At 53.3% G+C, this 21,669-nt stretch carries 20 protein-coding genes; 10 read left to right on the top strand and 10 right to left on the bottom strand.

The genetic code is table 11. The features are described from left to right. Both V3C20_RS05995 and V3C20_RS05990 read left to right on the top strand, forming a co-directional pair. Positions 1-1,056: a hypothetical protein gene (locus V3C20_RS05995; protein WP_130084259.1), complete on the top strand. Its 1,056-nt coding sequence runs from the start codon at positions 1-3 to the stop codon at positions 1,054-1,056. Between the two features lie 58 nt (positions 1,057-1,114). Then, a complete protein-coding gene (locus tag V3C20_RS05990; protein ID WP_205074105.1) occupies positions 1,115-1,801 on the top strand; it encodes a 7-carboxy-7-deazaguanine synthase QueE in 687 nt (228 codons plus the stop codon). Positions 1,802-1,860: 59 nt separating this feature from the next. Here V3C20_RS05990 and rho read toward each other — a convergent pair whose 3' ends face one another. The 3 genes from rho to V3C20_RS05975 all read right to left on the bottom strand — a co-directional run bounded on the left by rho (position 1,861) and on the right by V3C20_RS05975 (position 6,374). Next, positions 1,861-3,855: a transcription termination factor Rho gene (rho, locus tag V3C20_RS05985; protein WP_238623836.1), complete on the bottom strand. Its 1,995-nt coding sequence runs from the start codon at positions 3,853-3,855 to the stop codon at positions 1,861-1,863. Positions 3,856-3,903: 48 nt separating this feature from the next. Next, the gene (locus V3C20_RS05980; RefSeq protein WP_130084258.1) at positions 3,904-4,659 is read right to left on the bottom strand and encodes a YebC/PmpR family DNA-binding transcriptional regulator; all 756 of its coding nucleotides are present in this window, start codon (positions 4,657-4,659) and stop codon (positions 3,904-3,906) included. 425 nt (positions 4,660-5,084) lie between these two features. Continuing rightward, entirely contained in the window at positions 5,085-6,374 is a 1,290-nt protein-coding gene (locus V3C20_RS05975) for a hypothetical protein (protein WP_130084257.1), read from the bottom strand. Between the two features lie 309 nt (positions 6,375-6,683). Here V3C20_RS05975 and V3C20_RS05970 point away from each other — a divergent pair, with 309 nt between their 5' ends. Further along, positions 6,684-8,108, top strand: a complete 1,425-nt coding sequence (locus V3C20_RS05970) for a cation diffusion facilitator family transporter (protein ID WP_130084256.1) — start codon at positions 6,684-6,686, stop codon at positions 8,106-8,108. Positions 8,109-8,146: 38 nt separating this feature from the next. Continuing rightward, positions 8,147-8,881, top strand: coding sequence for a class I SAM-dependent methyltransferase (locus tag V3C20_RS05965; protein ID WP_130084255.1), 735 nt, complete (start codon positions 8,147-8,149; stop codon positions 8,879-8,881). 6 nt (positions 8,882-8,887) lie between these two features. Here the strand turns inward: V3C20_RS05965 and V3C20_RS05960 are convergent, their stop codons facing one another. Further along, entirely contained in the window at positions 8,888-10,639 is a 1,752-nt protein-coding gene (locus tag V3C20_RS05960; protein ID WP_130084254.1) for a cation:proton antiporter, read from the bottom strand. A gap of 426 nt (positions 10,640-11,065) precedes the next feature. Here V3C20_RS05960 and V3C20_RS05955 point away from each other — a divergent pair, with 426 nt between their 5' ends. Beyond that, complete coding sequence (locus V3C20_RS05955; protein WP_130084253.1) at positions 11,066-11,674, top strand: hypothetical protein; 609 nt, start codon at positions 11,066-11,068, stop codon at positions 11,672-11,674. Between the two features lie 3 nt (positions 11,675-11,677). On the opposite strand, the gene queA is transcribed toward V3C20_RS05955, so the two are convergent. Next, the gene (gene queA, locus V3C20_RS05950; protein WP_162851520.1) at positions 11,678-12,655 is read right to left on the bottom strand and encodes a tRNA preQ1(34) S-adenosylmethionine ribosyltransferase-isomerase QueA; all 978 of its coding nucleotides are present in this window, start codon (positions 12,653-12,655) and stop codon (positions 11,678-11,680) included. A 130-nt stretch (positions 12,656-12,785) separates the two neighbouring features. Here queA and floA point away from each other — a divergent pair, with 130 nt between their 5' ends. The 4 genes from floA (at position 12,786) to V3C20_RS05930 (ending at position 15,830) form a co-directional block, all read left to right on the top strand. Then, positions 12,786-13,811, top strand: a complete 1,026-nt coding sequence (floA, locus tag V3C20_RS05945) for a flotillin-like protein FloA (protein WP_130084252.1) — start codon at positions 12,786-12,788, stop codon at positions 13,809-13,811. Between the two features lie 55 nt (positions 13,812-13,866). Beyond that, positions 13,867-14,520 carry a hypothetical protein gene (locus V3C20_RS05940; RefSeq protein WP_130084251.1) on the top strand — a complete coding sequence of 218 codons (654 nt, stop codon included), beginning with the start codon at positions 13,867-13,869 and terminating at the stop codon, positions 14,518-14,520. Between the two features lie 124 nt (positions 14,521-14,644). After that, a complete protein-coding gene (locus V3C20_RS05935; RefSeq protein ID WP_130084250.1) occupies positions 14,645-15,430 on the top strand; it encodes a thiazole synthase in 786 nt (261 codons plus the stop codon). Between the two features lie 223 nt (positions 15,431-15,653). Next, positions 15,654-15,830 carry a SprT-like domain-containing protein gene (locus V3C20_RS05930; RefSeq protein WP_330935446.1) on the top strand — a complete coding sequence of 59 codons (177 nt, stop codon included), beginning with the start codon at positions 15,654-15,656 and terminating at the stop codon, positions 15,828-15,830. A gap of 324 nt (positions 15,831-16,154) precedes the next feature. On the opposite strand, the gene V3C20_RS05925 is transcribed toward V3C20_RS05930, so the two are convergent. The 5 genes from V3C20_RS05925 to V3C20_RS05905 form a co-directional block, all read right to left on the bottom strand. Further along, on the bottom strand, positions 16,155-17,198 hold the full coding sequence (locus V3C20_RS05925; protein WP_130084249.1) for a formylglycine-generating enzyme family protein: 1,044 nt from the start codon (positions 17,196-17,198) through the stop codon (positions 16,155-16,157). Then, positions 17,191-18,129, bottom strand: a complete 939-nt coding sequence (locus V3C20_RS05920; protein WP_204794005.1) for an RHS repeat-associated core domain-containing protein — start codon at positions 18,127-18,129, stop codon at positions 17,191-17,193. The genes V3C20_RS05925 and V3C20_RS05920 overlap by 8 nt, the downstream gene beginning before the upstream one ends. Positions 18,130-18,290: 161 nt before the next feature. After that, complete coding sequence (locus tag V3C20_RS05915) at positions 18,291-18,686, bottom strand: hypothetical protein (RefSeq protein WP_130084247.1); 396 nt, start codon at positions 18,684-18,686, stop codon at positions 18,291-18,293. Between the two features lie 215 nt (positions 18,687-18,901). Further along, positions 18,902-19,252 carry a hypothetical protein gene (locus tag V3C20_RS05910; RefSeq protein WP_130084246.1) on the bottom strand — a complete coding sequence of 117 codons (351 nt, stop codon included), beginning with the start codon at positions 19,250-19,252 and terminating at the stop codon, positions 18,902-18,904. A gap of 257 nt (positions 19,253-19,509) precedes the next feature. Then, positions 19,510-20,805: an APC family permease gene (locus V3C20_RS05905; protein WP_204795058.1), complete on the bottom strand. Its 1,296-nt coding sequence runs from the start codon at positions 20,803-20,805 to the stop codon at positions 19,510-19,512. A 151-nt stretch (positions 20,806-20,956) separates the two neighbouring features. On the opposite strand from V3C20_RS05905, the gene V3C20_RS05900 reads away from it, so the two are divergent. Next, positions 20,957-21,637 (top strand): HAD family hydrolase, encoded by a 681-nt coding sequence (locus tag V3C20_RS05900; protein ID WP_130084245.1) that lies wholly within the window; start codon positions 20,957-20,959, stop codon positions 21,635-21,637. The last annotated feature ends 32 nt before the right edge of the window (positions 21,638-21,669 follow it).

Raw genomic sequence — 21,669 nt, 5'->3', positions numbered from 1 at the left:
ATGCGCTACGTACTTCTCTTGCTGACTATCCTGACTGCCGGTCTCTCCGTTTGGTATTACCAACATAAAATCACACCGAAAGGAGAGGCCCTGGCCGCCCGGAAACAGACCATGGAAGAAGCAGCCGTGACACTGCAGCAAACTGTCAACGAAAGCCGCACAAAATTGAACAACGCCCAGGACGCTACGCGGGATGCGGAGCTGGCGTTGGAAAAATTCCAAGCGCATTATCTGGATAAAAAAAGGCAGCAGTATCAGGAAAATGCCGATGCCTCCTACCGGAAAGCCATGGAGGACCATCAGGAGGAAGTGAACGATCACAACCAAAAAATGGAACACTTCCGGCAGCGCGCCGCCAAGCAGAGGGAAAGCATCAAATCAGCCCGGGAGGAACTGCTCCAGAAAAAAGAGCAAATGAGGGGCCTTCTTGCCAAACTGACGGACAAGCAGCGAAGCATCCAAAAGGAACTGGCGGATGCGGAACGCGAGGCGGCAAAATCGCGGGAAGATTCCAAAACCAAGAAAAAATCCGCCGTCCGTGCTCCTTCCCAGAAAGTCAATACGGAAGCCTTGCAGGCACAACTGGCCCGCATCCACCACGCAATCGCCGGCACGAATGAGAAAATTCGCCAGTTGGACGCCGATCTGACGACGCAGGAAGAAAAGGCCGTCAAGCAGGAACTCCGCCTGCAAAACGCCGAAAAAAAATTGACTGAACAGAAAGATACCGCTCTGGCAGACAACAGGGAGGAAAAAGTGCCGGACATGATGGACGTGACGGACGACGATCTGCTGGCAACCGCAGAATACAGGGAACAATCCAAAACCGTCCGGGAGGCATTCGCACGGGCCCAGAAGGAAGAAGCACAGGCTTCCAATGCCTATGACAGGGCACGGGCGGCCATGGGCAGGGCCTCCAAAGAGGAACTGGCCGATTTGAACAAGGAGCAAAAGAGCCATGCCTCCTTCCAGAAGATGTTCACGGGAGCCGCTTCTGTCGTCGGGTTCGTCCTGCTGCTGTTTACCGTGGGGGCCTTCCGCCGCGGTAACGGTTGACGCCCCCCGGAGGGAGGCGTTGACGGATGCAGGAGATATGGTAGTCTCATGCGGCTTGATGATGTTAAAACTGGCCCAGCTTCACGGAGAACCGGAGATCTTCCATTCCATTCAGGGGGAGGGAGCATCCCAGGGTGCGCCCTGTGTTTTCCTGCGCCTGGCTGGGTGCAATCTGGCCTGCTCCTGGTGTGATACGGCCTATTCATGGGACGGTACATCTCCCGTCGTGAGGCTTTCCCCTGAAGAGGCGGCGATAGCCGTCCTTCGTTACCCCTGCCGCCGCCTGGTCCTCACCGGGGGCGAGCCTCTTATTCAGCAAAAGGCTCTACCGGGACTGTTCCGACTGCTTCCGGAACACTTCGTGGAAATGGAAACCAACGGCACTATCCTGCCGGATGAAGAGTTGCTGCACCATATCGGCCAGTTCAACGTATCCCCCAAGCTTCCCCATTCCGGCAATGATGCCGCCCGAGCCTGGAAACCGAATATTCTGCGCCGTCTGGCGGAGACGGAAAAAGCCTGGTTCAAATTTGTGGCTTCCTGCGAAGAGGATGTGGCAGGCGTTTTGCGACTGGCACAACAGGCGGGAATCCCTGCGGAGCGCATCCTCATCATGCCTCTGGCCGCCAGCCGGGAAGAACTGGACATCATGCGCCCGCGGGTTGTGGCATGGTGCCTGCGCTACGGCCTGCGCTTTTCCGACCGTCTGCACATCGCCATTTGGGGCAGTAAAAAAGGCGTCTGACCGGATTTCAGTATTTTCCGAAATCGGCCGGACGCCGTAAAAAAGGGAAAGCCTTTTCCCTAGGCCTTCTGCTTCAGGTCCAGAAGCATCTGGGCATTGCTGGGGTACTTGTTCAGGAAGAACAGGAAGCGTTCCATGGCTTCCACGGGCTTGTGGCCTGCCAGCGCACGGCGAATCAGGTTCATCTTGAAGAGCCACGCATCCGGCATGATCAGTTCCTCACGGCGCGTCCCGGACTTCAGGATATCCACAGCCGGGAAAATGTAATGCTCCGCAATGCGGCGGTTCAGCACCAGCTCCATGTTGCCCGTTCCCTTGAACTCCTGGAAAATCAGGTCGTCCATGCGGCTGTTCGTTTCCACCAGCGCCGTGGCGATAATGGTCAGAGAACCGGCCTGCCGGGTGTTGCGGGCGGCGGCAAAGAGGCGACGGGGCATTTCCAGTGCACGGGCGTCAATGCCGCCGGACATGGTGCGGCCGCTCCCCTTGTCCGCATTGTTGTAGGCACGCGCAAGGCGGGTGATGGAGTCCATCAGCAGGAATACATGCTGCCCCGCTTCCACAAGGCGTTTGGCGCGTTCGATGCAAAGTTCCGCCATGCGGCAATGGTCGCGCACTCTTCCGTCATTGGAGGAAGCGTAGATTTCCGCGCCGGGCAACGAACGCTTGAATTCCGTGACTTCTTCCGGTCGTTCGTCCACCAGAAGCACCATCAGGTGGACGGAGTCCTTGTAATTTTCCAGAATGGCCTCAGCCATATGCTGGAGGAGCGTCGTCTTGCCCGCGCGAGGCGGAGAGACGATCAGCCCGCGCTGGCCGCGGCCTATGGGGGCAATCAGGTCGAGCGTACGCGTGGTATAGCGTTCCGGACGGGTTTCAAAGGAAAGGCGCTTGGTCGGGTTGACCGCCTTGAGTTCTTCAAAATGCGGATGCTTGCGGGCTTTCTCCGCAAGGTCTCCGTTGATGGAGGTGATTTCCGTCAGCAGAATGCCGCGGTCATGGCGGCAAGCCTGCCCGTGAACCCACACGGCGGGGCGCAGGCCGAATTTGCGGATCATGTCCTGCGGGACGTACACGGCCTCCGCAAAAGCGTCAAAATCATTGTCCGGCTTCCGCAGAAAGCCGAATCCCTTGTTCGTGATCTCCAGCAGGCCGTCCACCGGTTCCGGCGGCCCCAGTTCCCGCGGAGCATTGTTCTGGGGGGAGGGATTGTCCTGGAAATTGCCATTCCGGCGGTTTTTAAATCGGCCGTTGCCGTTTTTATTATTATAATTTCCGTTGCGGTTGTCGGGCCGGTTGGTCCTGTTTTTGTTAAAACGGTCGTTATTGCGCTGGTTGTTCCGGTCAAAACGCTGGCGCTGCTGGTCATTCCCCCGCTGTGGTTCCCGGGAAGATTCGTCTGACAGGTCTGCCGCCCCTTCCTGCACTACCTTGATAGCGGGGGAAGCGTCATCGGAATTCCCCTCCGCATCCTGCACACGGCTCTTTCTCACGAACCGCTGGCGGATCACTTTGGGCTTCTTTTCCTCAGCTTCTCCGGAAGGAGGCTCTGCGGGTGGAGCGAAATGCTGCGGCGCCAGGACGGGAGCGGAGGAATCCGGGGCGCCAGCCTCATGTTCCACCATGGGAACGGCCTTTTTAGAACGCCTGCGTACCGGCTTGACTGCGGTATCCGCAGCAGGAACAGGCGTTTCTGCCTGATCGGAAACTTCCTCCACGGGCTTCTTGCGGGGACGGCCCCGTCTGGGTTTGGCGGAAGCTTCCTCCGCCGGGACTTCTTCTACGGCCTTGGCAGTACGCTTGCGGACGGAGGTCTTCTTTTCCGGCTCCTTCGTTTCCCTTTCACCTTTGATTTCCGTTTCAGGCGCCTTTTTCCTGACAGTCCGCTTGCGCGGGGCGGGGGAAGATTCCTGTGCGGATGCGGAAGAGTGCGCGTTCACCAGGGATTCCGCCGGAGTTTCCGCAGAGGATTTGGTCCTGCGCACGGTGCGTTTTTTGACTGCCGGCTCCGGAGAACCCTGCTCCGGAGTCAAATCTGGGGAAGTATCAGACATGAAAAAGAAGGTTAAACTGCAAAAAGCGTTTCCTGAAAGACAACGGCGCTAGTCAAGCTGTTCGAGGATTTCCTCCGCCACGTCAAAATTGGAAAACACGTTGAGCGCATCATCGTAATCATCCAGCGCTTCATACAGCCGCATGGCGGCCCTGGCCGTATCCGCATCATTAATCATGGTTACATTCTGGGCCACGGAAATCAGCTTCATGGAGGTCACCGTGTGTCCAGCGGCGCGCAGGGCGGCGCATACGTTATTCAATTCCGTGGGATCGGTCACAAACACCCATTCATTGTCGGAATCTCCGGTTTCCACGTCGTCCGCACCGCATTCCAGCGCCAGGTCCATGGCGGAATCTTCCGTGAGGCCTTCCGCCATGATGCGGGCTTCCCCCTTGCGTTCAAACTGGTAGGCAACGGAGCCGGGAGTGCCGATGCTACCGCCGTTCTTGGTGAACAGGGTACGCAGTTCGGAAGCGGAACGGTTCGTATTGTCCGTAGCCACTTCAATCAGGAAGGCCGTTCCGGCCGGCCCGTAACCCTCATAAGTAATTTCCTGAATGGTGGCTCCTCCCAGTTCTCCGGTTCCCTTCTTGATGGCGCGTTCAATGTTTTCCTTGGGGGTGGACACGGCCTTGGCTCCGTCAATGGCGGCTCGCAAGCGAGGATTCAGGTCCGGATCTCCCCCGCCGCTCTTGGCGGCCAGCATGATTTCATGGGCAAAACGGGCGAACACCTTGCCCTTTTTGGCATCTTCCTTAGCCTTAACGTGCTTGATTTTAGACCATTTGTTATGTCCGGACATAGAAATTAACTGGGAATAATAATAAGTGAATGTAAAAGAGGCAAACTAACAAGTGGCGCAATCCTTCAACCCGGGCGAACATATTGCTTTCTGCATCATACCACGCGGGGGGGGAATCAGGGCTCGATCATCCGTAAACATGCTACAGGGACCAGATACTCTGCCGGAAAATATGCCGAACTCCCAAAAAGGATGACGGCAACCACTTGGCAGTCACTCTCAACGCAAGCAAAATACAGCATTCCCCGGCGTTGGCAATACTTTTTTAGGTCACGGAAGCATGGAGGCATACTCCAGGGAATCGGATAAACAATTCCTCCCTCAGTCTGGAGGAATTATTCTGCGGAAAGATCGCCCGTCTTATTTAATTTGATGAGGAGCAAGCGTCTCCAGGAAAAGATGGAGGGACGTTTTATCTCTCTCCGCTAGTCCTCCTCACGCTCTATTATTTCTCCTTCATCCCGATTATCGGCCTCATACATAGTCACATCCTCATGAAGCATGGAATAACACTTATAGGAATCGGAAGTGATTCTGTCCAAAAGACCTTTCTTTTCTTTTTTCAAATGCTTCAATTCCCTGCCGTGCTCATCAAAATAGCTGATCTGCTGAATACCGTTTTCCGGATAGGAAAAACGGATCATCGCACATTGCAGCTGATGATCGGAACTTAATTCGCCGTGCTGGTCATAGTAACGAATTTCCTTTACGGCACGGCCCCCTCCCAAATCACTTCCAGGCTCATAATGGTCTGCACAGCGCCGTGCCCAGCCCTGCAGGCCGCGCGTCAGCCGTCCGAATTTGTCCGTATATTCCGCCTCGGCTACGTCGTAGGGGTTCAGATAAAATCTGGCCTGCAGCAGTTTTTCAGGCAGAAGCATCCGTAATACATCAATGTCATAGTCGAAGCCGAACCTGCCCTTCAAATAAAATGTTTTTCTCTCAAAAGCTGTCACTTCCGCCTCCCAGCCCTTGTGAACTTCCAGACAGGTCACACCGGCTCCGGGCGCGGGCGTTGCCTTGTACTGATGGTACCGTATTGTCCGCCCCCTCGGATAAATTGCCGGGCGCTCCACATCCACAGGTTCCTGATAAAAGATGCCGCTTCCCTCATCCCCCTTTCCAAAAAAGGATTCCCTGAAAACAAAAGCCCCGTGGAGAATCCATGCCGCCTGCTGAATGACATCTCCGCGGTGATAGCCGTCCTTGCAATGGCATTCTTTTCCCTCCGCATTATAAAAAGTGACACTGTTTCTTCCCCTGTTCTCTTCCACTACCCGCATATGGTATCCCTGATCGTCAAGTTCACAAATTTTGCCATCCATTGTAAAATACGTGTAAATGAAAAGTCCGTAATCCTGAATATCAGTCCAGCTCCGTTCATTCACCCTATCATATTCTTTTTTGGGATAAAAACCGGACAGGGCATCCAGGAACCCTCCCTGCCGCACCGTTGACGGGGAAGGAGCATCCACCCATTCTTCACAGGCTAGAATCAATGTTGACTGCAGAAATTTCCGCCTATTGAATTCTATCGGCTTCAACTCAACACTCCTGGAGTTGACGGGAGGATATTTTCGGTCGAAATATCCGGGATTCGGCGGTTCCCACAAGTCCATCACCGGCAATCCTCTCACATCAAACATGCGGACACCTCCTTCAAACAGGCTCATCCCCGGCAGAGCCATCATCAAAAAAGCCAATAAATATTTCATATCCATATGATTTTCTTCCTATAACCTGGAAGATAAAGATTCTCTGGGCAAAATTGACCACATGTGGAGCATGGGAAACGGCAAATGTCTTTTATTAAATGATTTGGCCTTCAACATCAAGGAGGCTTTCATCATCCGGCAAAAATTGTTCCCCGCATCTTCCGTCCGGCTTGACGATTTTTCGTCAGTATGCCGTCTGAAACCATAGCTGTCCCAAAAAGGCAGCCGCCCCGTTCAACAAAGAATGTGTTATCGTTGACTAAGAGAGAGGACCCGGCTTAGATTGGTTTTTCCGTTCTCTTCAGTCTTATGGATCAAGCAGCCCACCATGAAAAATCACGCGCGGCCTTCTCCTCCGTCCTGTGGTCTGCCTTCCTGACTGGAATCAAGATCTGGGCCGGTGTGGAAACGGGCAGCCTGGGCATTATCTCGGAAGCCCTGCACAGCGGACTGGACCTGATGGCGGCGGGAATGACCTTTTACGCCGTAAGGATAGCCGCACGCCCGGCGGATGAAAGCCATCCCTACGGGCATGAAAAGATAGAGAACCTTTCCGCCCTGGCGGAAACGGCCCTGCTCCTGGTCACCTGCGGATGGATTGTCTGGGAGGCCATAGACCGCCTGTTTTACAATGAAGCGGAAATCACTCTCACCTGGTGGGCCTTTGCCGTGGTGGCCGTCTCCCTGCTGGTGGACGTGAACCGCTCCGCCATGCTCCGCCGGGTAGCCAAAAAGCACAAGAGCCAGGCCTTGGAAGCAGACGCCCTGCATTTTACAACGGATATCTGGTCCTCCGCCGTGGTGCTGCTGGGCCTCTTCTGCGTATGGCTGGCCCATCTGGTTCCCGCGGAATCCGTCTGGCACGGCCTTCTGGAAAAGGCGGACGCCGTTGCCGCCCTGTTCGTTGCCGCCCTGGTTTGTTCCGTAGCCTTCGGCCTGGCCAAGCGCTCCATCCACGCCCTGATGGACGGGGGGTCCTCCGCCCTGACGCACCAGGTGCTGGCTGCCATGAAGAAGAACGCGCCGGATTACCCGGTCAAGCGCATCCGCCTGCGCGACGGCGGGGCGCGCATTTTCGTGGAACTGGATGTGGAGGCCCCGGCGGAATTGCACGTGGACGTGGCCCATGACGTGGCGGAGTCCATAGAAGGGATTGTGAAGTACGAGCTGCCGGAAGCGGATGTCATCGTACATATCGAACCTGCCCATGAAGACTTTGCCGGCATGGAGCCGGATGCGGTCGTCCACCGCCTGGCCCTGCGCCATCACGTCCGCATTCACGGTTTTTATGAAGGAAGGGGCAAGCATGCTTCCTGTTATTTCATGGATGTGGAAGTTCCCGCGGACTGGCTGCTGGACCGCGGATACGAGGTTGTGGAAGCTTTCAGGAAAGATGTTATCCAGGAGCTCCAACCGGAAAAGGTTGTCTGCCGCATTGAACCGGATTGCCGTGAAATGAAGGCCAATTCCGTCCCGGAGCACATTCCCCCGGAAGAAGTACATTTGAAGGTGCGCCTCATCCTCCAGCAGCACCGCGACATCCGCGACATTGTCAAGCTGGATCTGGACAAGGAGGACAGCTTCCCGACCCTTACCTGCCTTTGCACGGCCGACCCGGAGCTGACCGTCCGCCAGTCCCACCAGATAGCTTCGCAACTGGAAGACCAGATAGAAAACGCCCTGCATCATCTGGGCCGCGTCACCGTCATCCTGAAGCCGGAGGCCCGGACCTGAGCCGGGGCAGTCAGGCTCTTTCCTCCTTTCCCTCCGCCATGAAGCAGAACAAGTACGACGAAGATTCCTTTTTCCGGAAATACAGCCAAATGGACCGTTCCGTCAAGGGACTGGCCGGAGCCGGAGAATGGAAAACGCTGGAACGGATGCTGCCGGATTTTCACGGGAAACGGGTTCTGGACCTGGGCTGCGGATTCGGCTGGCACTGCCGGTATGCGGCGGAACATGGAGCGGCTTCCGTCACGGGGGTGGATATTTCGAAAAAAATGCTCGCCAGGGCCGCGAGCATGGAAAAGACGGATATCATCAACTACATCTGCATGCCCATGGAGGACATTGATTTTCCTCCCTCTTCCTTTGACATAGTCATCAGTTCACTGGCCTTTCACTACACGCGGGATTTCCCCCGCATCTGCCGGGAGGTTTCCCATTGCCTGGGCAGCGACGGCGCATTCGTTTTTTCCGTGGAGCACCCCGTTTTTACCGCCCAGGGACGCCAGGACTGGCATTATGACGGCTCCGGCGGCATCATGCACTGGCCCGTGGACGGTTATTTTGCGGAAGGCCCCCGCAAGTCCGTCTTTCTGGGGGAGGAAGTAACCAAATACCACAGGACGCTCACCACCTACCTGGGCGCCCTGGCCGCAAACGGATTTGAGATCATTGCCGTGGAAGAGCCCCAGCCTTCCGGAGAACTTCTGAATACTGTTCCCGGCATGCGCGACGAGTTGAGGCGCCCGATGATGCTCATCATTTCCGCCCGCAAAAAATAGCGCGTCTCACGCGTTTAGTTCCTCATGGCAGAGATCGGAAGTGCATTCGTTATTCAGTTCGGCGCGGATGCGCAAACGTTCGGAAACGATCTTTTCATCGTCCGCTCCACCCTCGCGCAGGAAATATTCCGCCATGGAGAGGGCCACTTCCGATTCCGAGGAGAAAACCTGGGAAGCTCCGGCTTCTTTCAGAATGTCCACATCCCGCATGTATTTGGTGTGAATCATTACGTCGAGGCGGGAATTGAGCTCAATGGCCATTTCCACGATGTCCTTGGCATCCGGAATGGAGGAAGAAAGAATCAGACTCTCCGCGTATTCAATGCCCGCATGCTTCAGCACCTCCCGCTGGCGGGCGTCCCCGTACACGATTTTACCCCCTTGTTCCCGTATTCTGGTGACCGTATCTATGTTCATTTCCACGATGACGACTTCCACGCCGTTGTCGTTTAAAATGCTTTTAAGCATGCGTCCCGTGGGACCGAACCCCACCAGCACCACGCGCCGGGCATCTTCCTCAGGCGGCGGAATGGCGTTTGCCAGGGATGGAGCGGGAAGACCGATGCCGCGCTTTTCCAGCCATTTGACCACCGGGGTAATCTGGCGGTACAGGATGGGATTCAGGGAGATGGAAATGACAGAGGCCAGAATAATGGCCTGATTGGCTTCCGGAGGCAGAATGTCGTACACCAGCGCTATCCCGGCAAGAATGAAGGAAAATTCCCCTACCTGCGCCAGCGCTACGGATACGTTCAAGGCCAAAGCCAGCGGCCTCCGCAGGCAACGCACAACCACATAGGCGGCCAGGGGCTTGCCAATCATCACGACGGCCAGCGTTGCCAGGGCCAGCGGCCAGCAGTCGCCCACGGACATCGGATCAAACATCATCCCCACGGAGACGAAGAAAAGAACGGCGAAAGCGTCCCTCATCAGCATGGCCTCCGCGGCCGCGCGCGCGCAAAAGTCTGACTGGCCGACGACCATGCCCGCCAAAAATGCACCGAGCACCATGGACGCCCCGAAGAATTCGGCGGAACATACCGCCACCCCCAGAGCAATGACCAGCACGGCAAGCGTAAACAGGTCCCGCGCCCCGGTCCGTGCCACATAACGCAGGACCAGCGGAATGATTTTTTTACCGGCAAAAAGGGTCAGCGCCACCAGGACGGACAGTTTGACAAACATCCATCCCAATTCGGAGAGAATGTTGTCCCAGCCTCCTGCTCCGCTTTGCCGGGCTTCCATGACAGCGGGTATCAAAACCAGCAGAAGAATGGTGAACAAATCCTCCACCACCAGCCAGCCGAGAGCCACATGCCCGCTGGGAGTATGAAGATTCTGGTGGTCCTCAAGCACCCGCGTCAGAACCACGGTACTGGCTACGGAAATAGCCATGCCGAACACAAGGCCGGAAATCGTGGACCAGCCGAAGCACCACCCCACAATCACCCCAAGCACCGTAGCCACGGAGATTTGCACCACCGCGCCGGGGACAGCCACCCGCTGCACAGCAATCAGGTCTTTCAAATGGAAATGGAGGCCAACCCCGAACATCAGCAGAATAACGCCCAACTCCGCAAATTGCTCCACTGTATGGCTGTCCGCTACAAAGCCCGGCGAATAAGGCCCTACGACAACGCCGGCCAGCAGGTACCCTACCAGCGGGGACAGGTGCAGCTTTCTGGCAATGAGACCGAAAAGAAGAGCGGCGGTCAAGCCGCCGACGAATGTAAGAATGAGGCTGAAATCGTGATCCATAAATGGGAGGAGTGACAGGTCTGAGGGATGGAATTGGTGAAGGTCCCGGCCTTTTTCAAGGCTATCCTGTTTGGACCGCCCCCACAAGAACGCAGTGCGCTTCACCCGGATACAGCCGCATTTTCACCGTGTCCGGGGAAAGATAGAAAAGAGATGATGGGAGTTACATGGATTTATGCCGTTTTATTGTATCAATGGTCCCGATCCTTAACCGGCATCCACAACCGTGATTCAAAAAGGGCATGCCTCCATTCTGCCGGGCATGGCTTTCTCCTGGCCGCCTTTCCTGAACAAAGACGCAGTGGACGGAGTTCCTATTCGCCAGTGTATGCGTCTTTCATGTCGCTTTTATTTATCATTATTTATTATTTATTTGAATTAAATCATGAACATCATAGTCTCACCCATGATTATATTATCAAAGATATGCCACAACATTCCAATTTTAACAGACAATGGAACAGCCTGAAAAGCGAGATGAAACTGGAAGACCGGCCACTCCGTAGGCAATTGGAACATTTCATCGACCGGAAGCATGACCTTTTTGTTTTTGTGCAGTATGTAAAAGCTCTGACAGCCCTGGGCCTCAGTTTTGATTTTCACCGCCGGTTCCACAAACGCAACAGGGACGTGGCCGCCTCCATCCATTACTGGACTATTCTCTGCGTCACCGGTATTCACATGCGGATGGACAGGCTCCACAACCTTCCGGCCTGCGCGGAAACGTTCCGCTTTAAACTGCTTCCCAAAATCGACCTGCTCAGGAGCTGCTACATAGCCTATCTGACGGATCAACGGGAGAAAATCTGGAAGCCGGATTCGCGCATAAGCCGTTTCATCCGGTGCAAATGGAACGCCCCGGACCTGGAAGCCTCCTGCCTGGATAGAATTTGCAACAAAGCGGACGCCGGCAGATACGCCAACATTCTTGTCGTCATCCTCAGCGAAATTCTCCACGCTTTGGGAGAACTCCGGAACACGCTGGACCTCGGAACGGCTCTGCTGGAATTCAGCCGGGAGACAGAAAAGCCCTGAGCATTACAGGATCAGCATGCAGTCTCCGTAGGAAAAGAATCTGTACCGTTCCCGAATGGCCTCCATGTATGCCTTCATGACCAGCTCCTTTCCGGCAAAGGCGCTCACCAGCATCAGCAGGGTGCTTTGCGGCAGGTGGAAATTCGTGATCAGCGCATCCACTACCTTGTATTTATAAGGCGGATAAATGAAAATGTTCGTGGAGCCGGAACATTCACGTAGGGGCAATCCCTCCGCCGCGGCCACATGCTCCAGTACGCGCACGCTGGTAGTACCCACGGCAATAACTCTTTCGGCTTCATTGATCGCCCGGGCGGTGGCTTCCGGCAGGAAAAAATGCTCCGTGTGCATTTGATGGTCCTCAATATTGTCCGCCTTGACGGGACGGAACGTGCCCACGCCCACGTGAAGCGTCAAAAAATCATGCGGTACTGAGGCAAGCAGTTCCGGTGTAAAGTGCAGACCGGCCGTAGGGGCGGCAATGGCCCCCTCATGCCTGGCGTATACTGTCTGGTAACGTTCCCTGTCCGAAGGATCGCTCTCCCGGTTCATGTAATGGGGAAGCGCCAGCCGTCCGTACTTTTCCTCGTCCACTTCCCGGTCAAACCGGATCAGGCGGTACCCTTCCGCATCGATTCCCTCCACCGTTCCCACGGATTCTCCGATGGAAACGGCGCGTCCCACCTTCATTTTGCGCCCCGGACGCACCATGCACTTCCACAGAAGGGGATTAAGCACCTCGGCCCGGACAATCTCAATGGAACCGTCATTGGAAAAATACCTGGCAGGGACCACCCTGGTATCATTGAGGATGAAATGGTCTCCCGGCCTTACGTACTCCGGCAGGTCGCAGAAATGCCTGTGTTCCATCAAACCCGTATCCCGGTGGAGCACCAGCATCCGTGAGGCGGCGCGGTCCGGCAGAGGGCGGTCCGCAATCAATTCCTCCGGCAGGGGATAATCAAAATCAATGGTGCGCACGGCCAAGTGCATTGCCACGAATCCGCCGAAAGGTCAATACCTTTGAACATCGGGGAACACAATTATCTCTTTACCCTCATCCGGCAAGTATGGTATGGAGGGAAGCATGAACAATTTGCTGTTAGCGGACATGTCCAATGCAACTGTCTGGGGAACGTTCCTCATTGTCGTTCTCGTCATCTTCCTGGTGATCTTCTTCGCCATCATTGCCAAATTTTTCAAGACATGGCTGCGCGCGCGCCTGGCGAAAGCCCCCGTTTCCATGGGCAACATGCTCGGAATGTGGCTGCGGAAGGTGCCCTATCCCCTGGTGGTGGACACCCGCATCACTGCGGCCAAGGCCGGGCTGGACATCAGCACGGACGAGCTGGAAGCCCATTTCCTGGCCGGCGGCGACATCGTGGACTGCGTTCTGGCCCTGATTGCCGCGGAAAAAGCCGGCATTCCGCTGAGCTATGACCGCGCATGCGCCATTGACCTGGCGGTGAAAGGCACCTCCAAAACTGTGCTGGAAGCCGTGCGAACCTCCATCAATCCCAGGGTGATCGACTGCCCGAACCCGAGTTCCGGACAGACGCGCCTGACCGCAGTAGCCCGTGACGGCATCGCCGTAGCGGTACGGGCCCGCGTGACGGTGCGCACCAATCTGGACCTGTTCGTAGGGGGCGCCACGGAAGAAACGGTGGTGGCCCGCGTCGGGGAAGGTATCGTCTCCGCCGTAGGCTCCGCGCCATCCTACAAGGACGTTCTGGAAAAGCCGGAAGTCATTTCCCGCACCGTCAGCGACAAGGGGGTGGACGCCGCCACGGCATTTGAAGTTCTTTCCATTGACATTGCGGATGTGGACGTGGCCGGCAACGTGGGCGCGCGCCTTCAGGCGGAACAGGCTGAAGCGGACAAGCAGATTGCCCAGGCCAAGGCGGAAGTGCGCCGCGCCGCAGCCGTAGCCACGGAACAGGAAATGGCCGCCAGGACGCAGGAAATGCGCGCCAAGGTAGTGGAAGCGGAAGCCCAGATTCCCATGGCCATGGCGGAAGCCTTCCGCAACGGCAACCTGGGCGTGCTGGACTACGCACGCTACCAGAACGTGGTGGCGGATACCAAGATGCGCGACTCCATCGCCAAGCCGGAAGCAACTCCTTCCTCCATTAAATAAACTTTCCGGCGTCCGGTAACGGTAAAGCCCCCTTCCGGATGTCCGCCCCTTCTTCATGAATCTACTGGCAAACATCCTTGCCGCACGCGGCGAAGACGGCAATCCGGAACTATGGTTCTATCTGGTCCTAGCAATTGTCTTTATCGGCAAAAGTGTGATCAGCTACCTGAAAACGAAGAGAGAAGACAATGAGGAAGAGCCCGACCTGGAAACGGAAGAACAACACGAAAAACGCGTCAGGGAAGTCATTGCGGAAATGAGGCGGACCGTGCCCGAACGCCCGCAGCAGGCTCCCCGCCAGGAAGTGCCGCAGCCCCGTGTTCCCGCACGTGCGCCCCGACCCGCATCTTCCCCCGTAGAACTCCCGAATCCCTCCGTGAAGCGCAAGCAGCGTTCCCAACCGGACCCCGTCCCGGACTGGGGGCACGGACATGCGCAGGAAGCCGCCAGAAATACGATCGAACGCTACGTGAAGGCAGAGGAGGAAGCGCATAAATCCATCCGCTCCCTCTCTGATGCGGAGCAGGCCGCTCTTCAGCGTTTGCAGCAACGGGAAAAGGAACGGCAACCTGAATCGATCCCTTCTTCCCCCCTTCCCGTTCCCCGTCCCCTGAAAGATTCCCTACGGCATTCCCAGTCCCTGAGAACGGCCATTCTCTATCAGGAAATCCTCGGGAAACCGAAAGCCCTGCAAGGTTTCCGGCAGTAGCTGAAGCCTGCGTTTTCTACGGAATACATCCCATCCCGGTAATCCGGCCCTGGCTGAAAGGCGGCCTGTCTTCCAGCATTCGCTCTTGCACGCAGAAGGTGGAGAAGGTAGTCTTCATGCCGCAATGACAGACACACCTTTGCGGATTGCCGATCGTGAATTTGCCTCCCGCCTGATGATGGGAACGGGGAAATTTGCCTCCAATGAGAGCATGAAGGAGGCGCTGGAAGCTTCCGGCTCCCAAATCGTGACTGTAGCCCTGCGCCGGGCGGACCTGACGGGCAATCACGATCCCGCTGCCAACATCCTGGATTTCATCAATCCGGAAAAATACCTCATTCTCCCGAATACCAGCGGAGCGGCTACGGCGGAAGAGGCCGTGCGGCTGGCCCGTCTTGCCGTGGCAGCCGGACTCCCCAACTGGATCAAGCTGGAAATCCACCCGGATGCGCAGTATCTGATGCCCGACCCCATTGAAACGCTCAAGGCAACGGAAACCCTCGTCCGGGAAGGCTTTATCGTTCTTCCCTACATCAACGCAGACCCCGTACTTGCCAAACGCCTGCAGGAGGCGGGCGCCGCCGCCGTCATGCCCCTGGGTGCGCCCATAGGCACTAACAAGGGCGTACTTACCCGTGAATTAATCAACATTATCATTGAACAAGCCACCGCTCCCGTGGTGGTGGACGCCGGCCTGGGCGCCCCCAGCCATGCGGCGGAAGCCCTGGAAATGGGAGCGGACGCCGTCCTGGTGAATACGGCCATTGCCGCCGCAGGCAATCCCTCCCTGATGGCGGAAGCATTCTCTCAGGCATGCCGTGCAGGCAGGTCCGCGTGGCTGGCCGGACTGCCCGCCGTCTCCGTCAAAGCGACAGCCACCAGTCCCCTTACGTCTTTCCTGCGGTCATAAACTCTTCGAAGAGTTCTTTTCCAGATATCCCGGCGGCTGCGGTGGATTCCCATTGGGTACCATCAGCATGCGCGTACCTATGAATTCCACCGAATCCCAAGTATATTCTTTCCAGTGAGAAAAGGATGCTTCAAATTCGGTTCAGTTATCTACAAATAATGTCGGTAAAAGTACCATGTAGGAGTGATTGTTGATTCATTGGCGTTAACTTTGTCCTCCCAATCTGGAAATTCCCCATGAAGTCCGGTCTTCTATCCTGCATGAGATAGCGCACGCCCTAGCCTGGATGCGCCACGGCGACCGCTTCCACGTTTGGAAATGGAAAACCAGTTGCCGGGAAATAGGAGCCGTTCCACGCGCCGCCAGGCAGAAAGCCATCCGTGCCACCATCTACCAATAGGCCCGGCGCTTGCAAACTATGGGAGAAAGCGTCGGCAAATATCACCCTCTCCCCGCATCCTTCAAGCTCCTCAAGCATAGTATCCGGGAAGACAAGCCCGAATTACAGAGACAACCGGAAACGATGCTTGATAAAAAAGATTGACCGGACTGATACATAGTTTCGATCGCCAATACTGTTGTACAGATAGCTGAAATTCTCTGCATGATGGATTTGATCTTCTATCGCTTCACAGTAACTATTGTAACAATCACCAATCCTGGCTTTTAAACTGGTACTGCATTTGGGGATAGTCCAACACCATGAGAGGAATATTTTTAATGATCATAGATCCGGTAAAGACCCCCAATATGTTCTTATATATACTTTCGTATAGAAATACATCAGTTCAAACGAACCCTTAATATTTTTCCACCAATCTGGAACAGGGTGTAAATGTTTTAACCTTTCTTTCAGCAATTGATGCTGCTGGGCCGGAACCAGGGCTACTCTTAATCCTGTATCGGATTTTCTTGAATCAGCGTAATACTTGCGACGAGGTATTTCTTCTTTATTATCCAATATGGAGTAAAATAATCCTCCTCCCACGGATGTAATCGATAAGCCCATGTCGGTTGATAAATTTCCGGTATCCGTTTTCCAGTTGACTGGATTGCTGCCATACAGGCGATGAGGATGATAAAAATCTGCACATAATTCCCATACATTTCCCCACATGTCATGGAACCCCCAGGCATTGGGCTCCTTTAATCCCACGGGATAGACTCTTGCCTTTGCACCATGAGGATTCGTCCATGCTATTTTCTCCAGATTGCCGGAAGAAACGATTTCCTTGCCGCAGGAACAGGCCAATTCCCATTGAGCCACCGTGGGTAAGGAAAAACAATATCCTTTCGGAAGAATTCCTTGTTGTTGTGCCATCTCAGTCAATCGATCACAAAAATCCAGGCATTCATAGTAGGATATCTGGCACATGGGGTACAGCGCACCCATTGCAATGGTATCTTCCTCATTGAGTTCCGGAACCGGTGTCCATCCCATCACTTTTTTCCATTCCTCCTGTGTAACTTCGTATTTCCCCAACCAGTAGGGATAAGTTATTTCTGTAGGGGGATCGGATCCTGCAATTTGGTAGCTCCCTTTTGGAATGAAAATCAGGGTGAGTTTGTGTTCCGAATCAGGAAGATCAGTTTCCAATATATCTCTAGCATTAGTAGTTTCGATATGAGTTGATGTCGGGGAAACCCTATCCAAACATGTGATGTCATTGCCGGGATAAAGTAAAAAGATGAGCAAAGTCAGTAATGTTATAATAAAAAAACTGATTTTTTTATTATTTTTTATCCATTTTATGATCGTATTATTCATCCTCAAGGGGCAGAGTGAGTTGAGAGTTTTTCATGGCTGTCTGATGATCTTGTCTTATAAGGCGATACCCTACATATCTTCCCATCTGTCTGTTATGGAGGATACCATGCACATCTAACCATCCACCATCAGTTTTAATAGGTTGAATAGGATATCCCGAAATCATTCTTCTCACATGAAGTTTGGTGAATGGTTTTCCATCGATTTGGGGAGGGACTGATACTTCTCCTGCCACCAAGCATGACGCCAAGGTAGTCTGTACTTCGTCTTCGTCAGAAAATATTTGAAGGAGATTTTTATTTTTAATCATTCCTATCCCATCTTCTGTGCTATAAACAGGAACATCCATATTTCCATAACTAGCTATGACTTGAGGCGGAACAATTAAAACAACTGCGTCAATAAGAGGTGCGGAACAATTACAAATTCGTGCCAAAGTGGCGAGAGCAAACAGAATCACATTGCCTCCATGGCTGTGTCCTACAAGGCGTATTTTTTCATTTGGATAATGCAATGAGATTTGACAGAGAAAAGATGCCAATTGAATTCCTCCCTCAATTCTTTGAGAACTTATATTCTCTCCGGTCCATTTAAAAGGAGCACATTTGGGTTTGTTCCGGGTTGTAAATTGCCAAACATCTCCTACAACCCAATTCACGGCTTCAGCAAAGTCTCCTGCCGGTTGCCACCACCGTTCATCTTTGGCAAATGTTCCATGGATAATCATGGTAAGAAGTCCCAGATAATCACTGCCGATATTGACGGAATTTCCAAGGATGCCATATAAATTTTCCCCTCCGTTTTCAGCAATGGGATCACGGCTGATCCACCTGCCGTCCAGGGGATTGAGATGACGGTAATTGTAATAGACAAGTCCCAGTTCATCGTCTGCATATTCGCAGGAGAAGCGGAGTTTATTGGCCTGAGCCATGTCTCCTTCTGTCATAGATTATCTCTGAAGGGCGTATTATGTGCATCGTGCTATTTACATTTGTTGTCCGTTGAAAATAAATTATAAATTCTTCAAATTATCATGAATGAAGGAAATAGCTAAAATTTATATGAGAATTATATTTTGAATTATTTAGATAATCAGGGCTCTCTTTTATTATGAAAATTCCTTTTTTTATGTTTTAATTCTTTTCGAAGAATCTTATTTTTTTGTCGTCGAAATGTATGGTATGATTTTCCATGTTTGATTCGAGCATTTGGAAACGCCTGACGACTGAGATTTGACTCGCCGGCAGGTGTTTTACTAATATTTTTTGATTTAATATATTTTTCTATGAATTCATATAAAAAACTTATTATAAACAACATAATTACAGCAATTACAGAAGAATTATTAAAAAGTATATCTTCTGCCCAAGATAATAAAATCATTAAAATGAGCGTAATAATTCCTAAAATTAAACCTTTCTTCCATCCTTTTAAATAAATTATAATAGTGAAAGCAATAAATAAATAAATTACGCTCAAATAATTCATAAAGTTGATTTATCTTAAGGGATAAAAAGGACGTATAGGCGGTATATAGTTTGGATTTGTCTCAAGGATATCTGGTCCTGGAGTGGATGGTCCAATTGGTTGTATTGGGTTGTAAGGATCGTAAGGATTATGTTCTTCAAAATCTTCTATTCTAAGAACTGATATTATCGTTATTATAACAATGATATCCTGGCAACACCCCTTGTTTTGTTGTTCTATTTCTTTTTTCGTCTCTTCATATATTTCACCTCCAATACGTTTAATAATATTATAGAAACAGGTAACAATGCATTGTCTTGTGCACCGTTTTTATACATTTGGTATACCTCATTTTTATTTTGTTGTCTCTTGTGAAGTTTTCTACCATGCGGCGTTTTTGACTTTCCATCACACATCCGAATCTTTTGACCGGCTTTAATGCGTTTACGCATTTTCAATCCATCTTGAATATTTTTATATATTTTGGTTCCTGTTTTGAGAGCTCCTGGCACTCCTACTGCCCCTAAAGCTGCTGATGTAGTAACAGAACCCCAATCAATATCCCATCCATAAAATGCCGCAATCAATCTGTTCTTATGATAAGGCTCTTTGCAAGCAACGCTTCAAATCAGAAAATATATTAAAATAAAAAAGATATGGCCTTAGTACTGCCATGTGCTACACGAATGTCCCACATCTTTTCTCGACCATTTAAGCTATCATTAATCAATGATCCCTCAGCTTAATAGTCAGATTTTTTCCAAAGCAAAAGGAAAGTTTTCCCGCAGGGAGCATTTTGAAAAGAATTCCTCAAACCAAATCCTTTTCAGATCAGATTTCACCCTCAGGCGCCCTTGGACCCAATCTTTTTCCGGATTACGATTTCCAGTATAAAGCAGCCGGCCACAAACAGCACGATCAGCGGAATGAGGTAAGGCTGGCTGAAAAACATCTGGTAGAAGAATGCCGCCAGAATGCCCAACATCAGGACAAATCCGGCAATGATCAGCAGGGCGTTTCCGTGCGTCTCTTTCCGCAGCCGCCAGTGGGCCACGAATACGGCCAGATAACTGATCAGGAAACAGGCCCCCGCAAGGTTGGCGATGGCGACAAGATTAAACGCGTTGGTCAGCACCAGAATACCCAGCAGCAGATAGAAGAAGCCCTGCGTTCCCCTCCCCCAGAAAGGCTGTTTGAACATGGCGTTCAACTGCCCGTTGCGGGCCAGTCCCCGGGAAATGTCCAGCATGCTGAACATTGTGGCGTTGATTGCAGATGCCGTCGCAATCAGGGCTGCCACGGATACGGCCACGAATCCCCATACGCCCAAAACAGGAAAGGCCGCCTGCGCCACGGCGGTTTCCGCATGCTTGTCCAAGGAGGACGCGGAGACATTGGTCAGAACCACGTATGACAGCACCAGATACAAAACCATCACAACGCCGATCGCCAGAAAGATGGCGCGGGGAAGCGTCCTGGCGGGATTTTGAAGATTGCCGGCCGTATTGGCCATCATGCCGTATCCGGCAAAGGCAAAGAAGGTGAGGCCCACGCTTCCCAACAGTCCGTCCAGGCCCTTGACGGGAATGACGTCCGCCCCAACAGGCACGGAAGAACCGAAGCTGGCGAGCATCAGGATGGTCAGAATCAGCAGTTTGAAGGCTACCAGCACCACTTCCGACTTGCCGACGGCCTTGACGCCTCCCATGTTCAGCGCTCCGAGCAGCAAAATGGCAATACTGGAAAAAAGACCCGTAGTAAACACAGTGACGGATTCATCCGGCAGGAACAGGCGGGAAGCATACGCCCCGAAGGATTTGGCCACCAGGGCCACCGTGATGACCAGCGTGCCCAGATAAATCAGTGTGAGAGCCCCGGCCAGTGTTTTGTGGGAAAATCCCTTGTTGAAATAATCCATAATGCCGCCGGAACCGGGATAACGGGATCCGAGGCGGGCATAGGTATAACCGGAAAGCAGGGCGGCCACTCCGCCAATCAGGAAGGACCAGTACACGTTTTTGCCCGCCATGAGGGTCGCCTGACCCATCAGGGCGAATATGCCCGCTCCCACCATGGAGCCTATCCCCAATGCAATGACGTTCCACAGGGACAAATAAACTTTGGGAGCCGCTCCTTGCATAAAGGAATTAGAGGCTGCCAGCCGCCGGAACGTTGATCTTTGCACGCGGCATGACACGTCTCCCGCCCATCCGAGAGCCTCTGTCATCATGACTATTCCGGCACGGCTTTCCCCTTGAACCTGCGGGACGCGGCATGTAGGGTACGGCCAGATGATCAAGACTGCCATTTTCGATTTTGACGGCACCCTTGCAGACACGATCCCCCTGTGCCTGGAAGCTTTCCGCCGGGCAGTGAATGATCTGGACGGAAGAGTCCTGACAGATAAGGAAATAGAACGGAATTTCGGCCCGGACGATTTAGGCGTCATCCGGAAGCTGTTTCCCGGCAAACCGGAATTGCACGAACACGGGCGCGAATTGTTTATCCATTATTATCAGGAATTGCATGCGGAAATGGCTCCCGCTCCGTTTCCCGGCACGGTCGAATTGCTCCACAGTCTCCGCAACAGCGGCATTCGTTTGGCGATGGTTACGGGCAAACGCAGGGAAAGCGCGGATATTTCCCTCAAGTTTTTTCATCTGGACGGTTTTTTCCCCGTGCTGGAAACGGGTTCTCCGGAAGGCGGCGTAAAAACGGACCGCATCAACCGGGCTCTGGAACGCCTGGGAGCTTCCGCACGGGAAGCGGTTTACATTGGAGACTCCCCGTCGGACGTGGACGCTTGCCGTGCCGTTCCCGTCCGCATCATTGCCGCGGGATGGGCTCCCGGAGCCGACGTCAAGGGACTGGAAGAACGTTGCCCCGACTGGTTGCTGACGCGGTTTGAAGACCTGGAACCCTTTTTCCGAAAGCACGCCGCGGATGTAAATCATCAAAATGCAGCCCTTTGATATTGCAATCCCCGGCAAATTCGACCAACATT

It is taken from the genome of Akkermansia sp. RCC_12PD (assembly GCF_036417355.1).
In the GTDB taxonomy this organism is placed as follows: Bacteria; Verrucomicrobiota; Verrucomicrobiia; order Verrucomicrobiales; family Akkermansiaceae; genus Akkermansia.
Note: the sequence above shows the minus strand (reverse complement) of the source record. Positions and strands in the feature narration are given on the sequence as shown.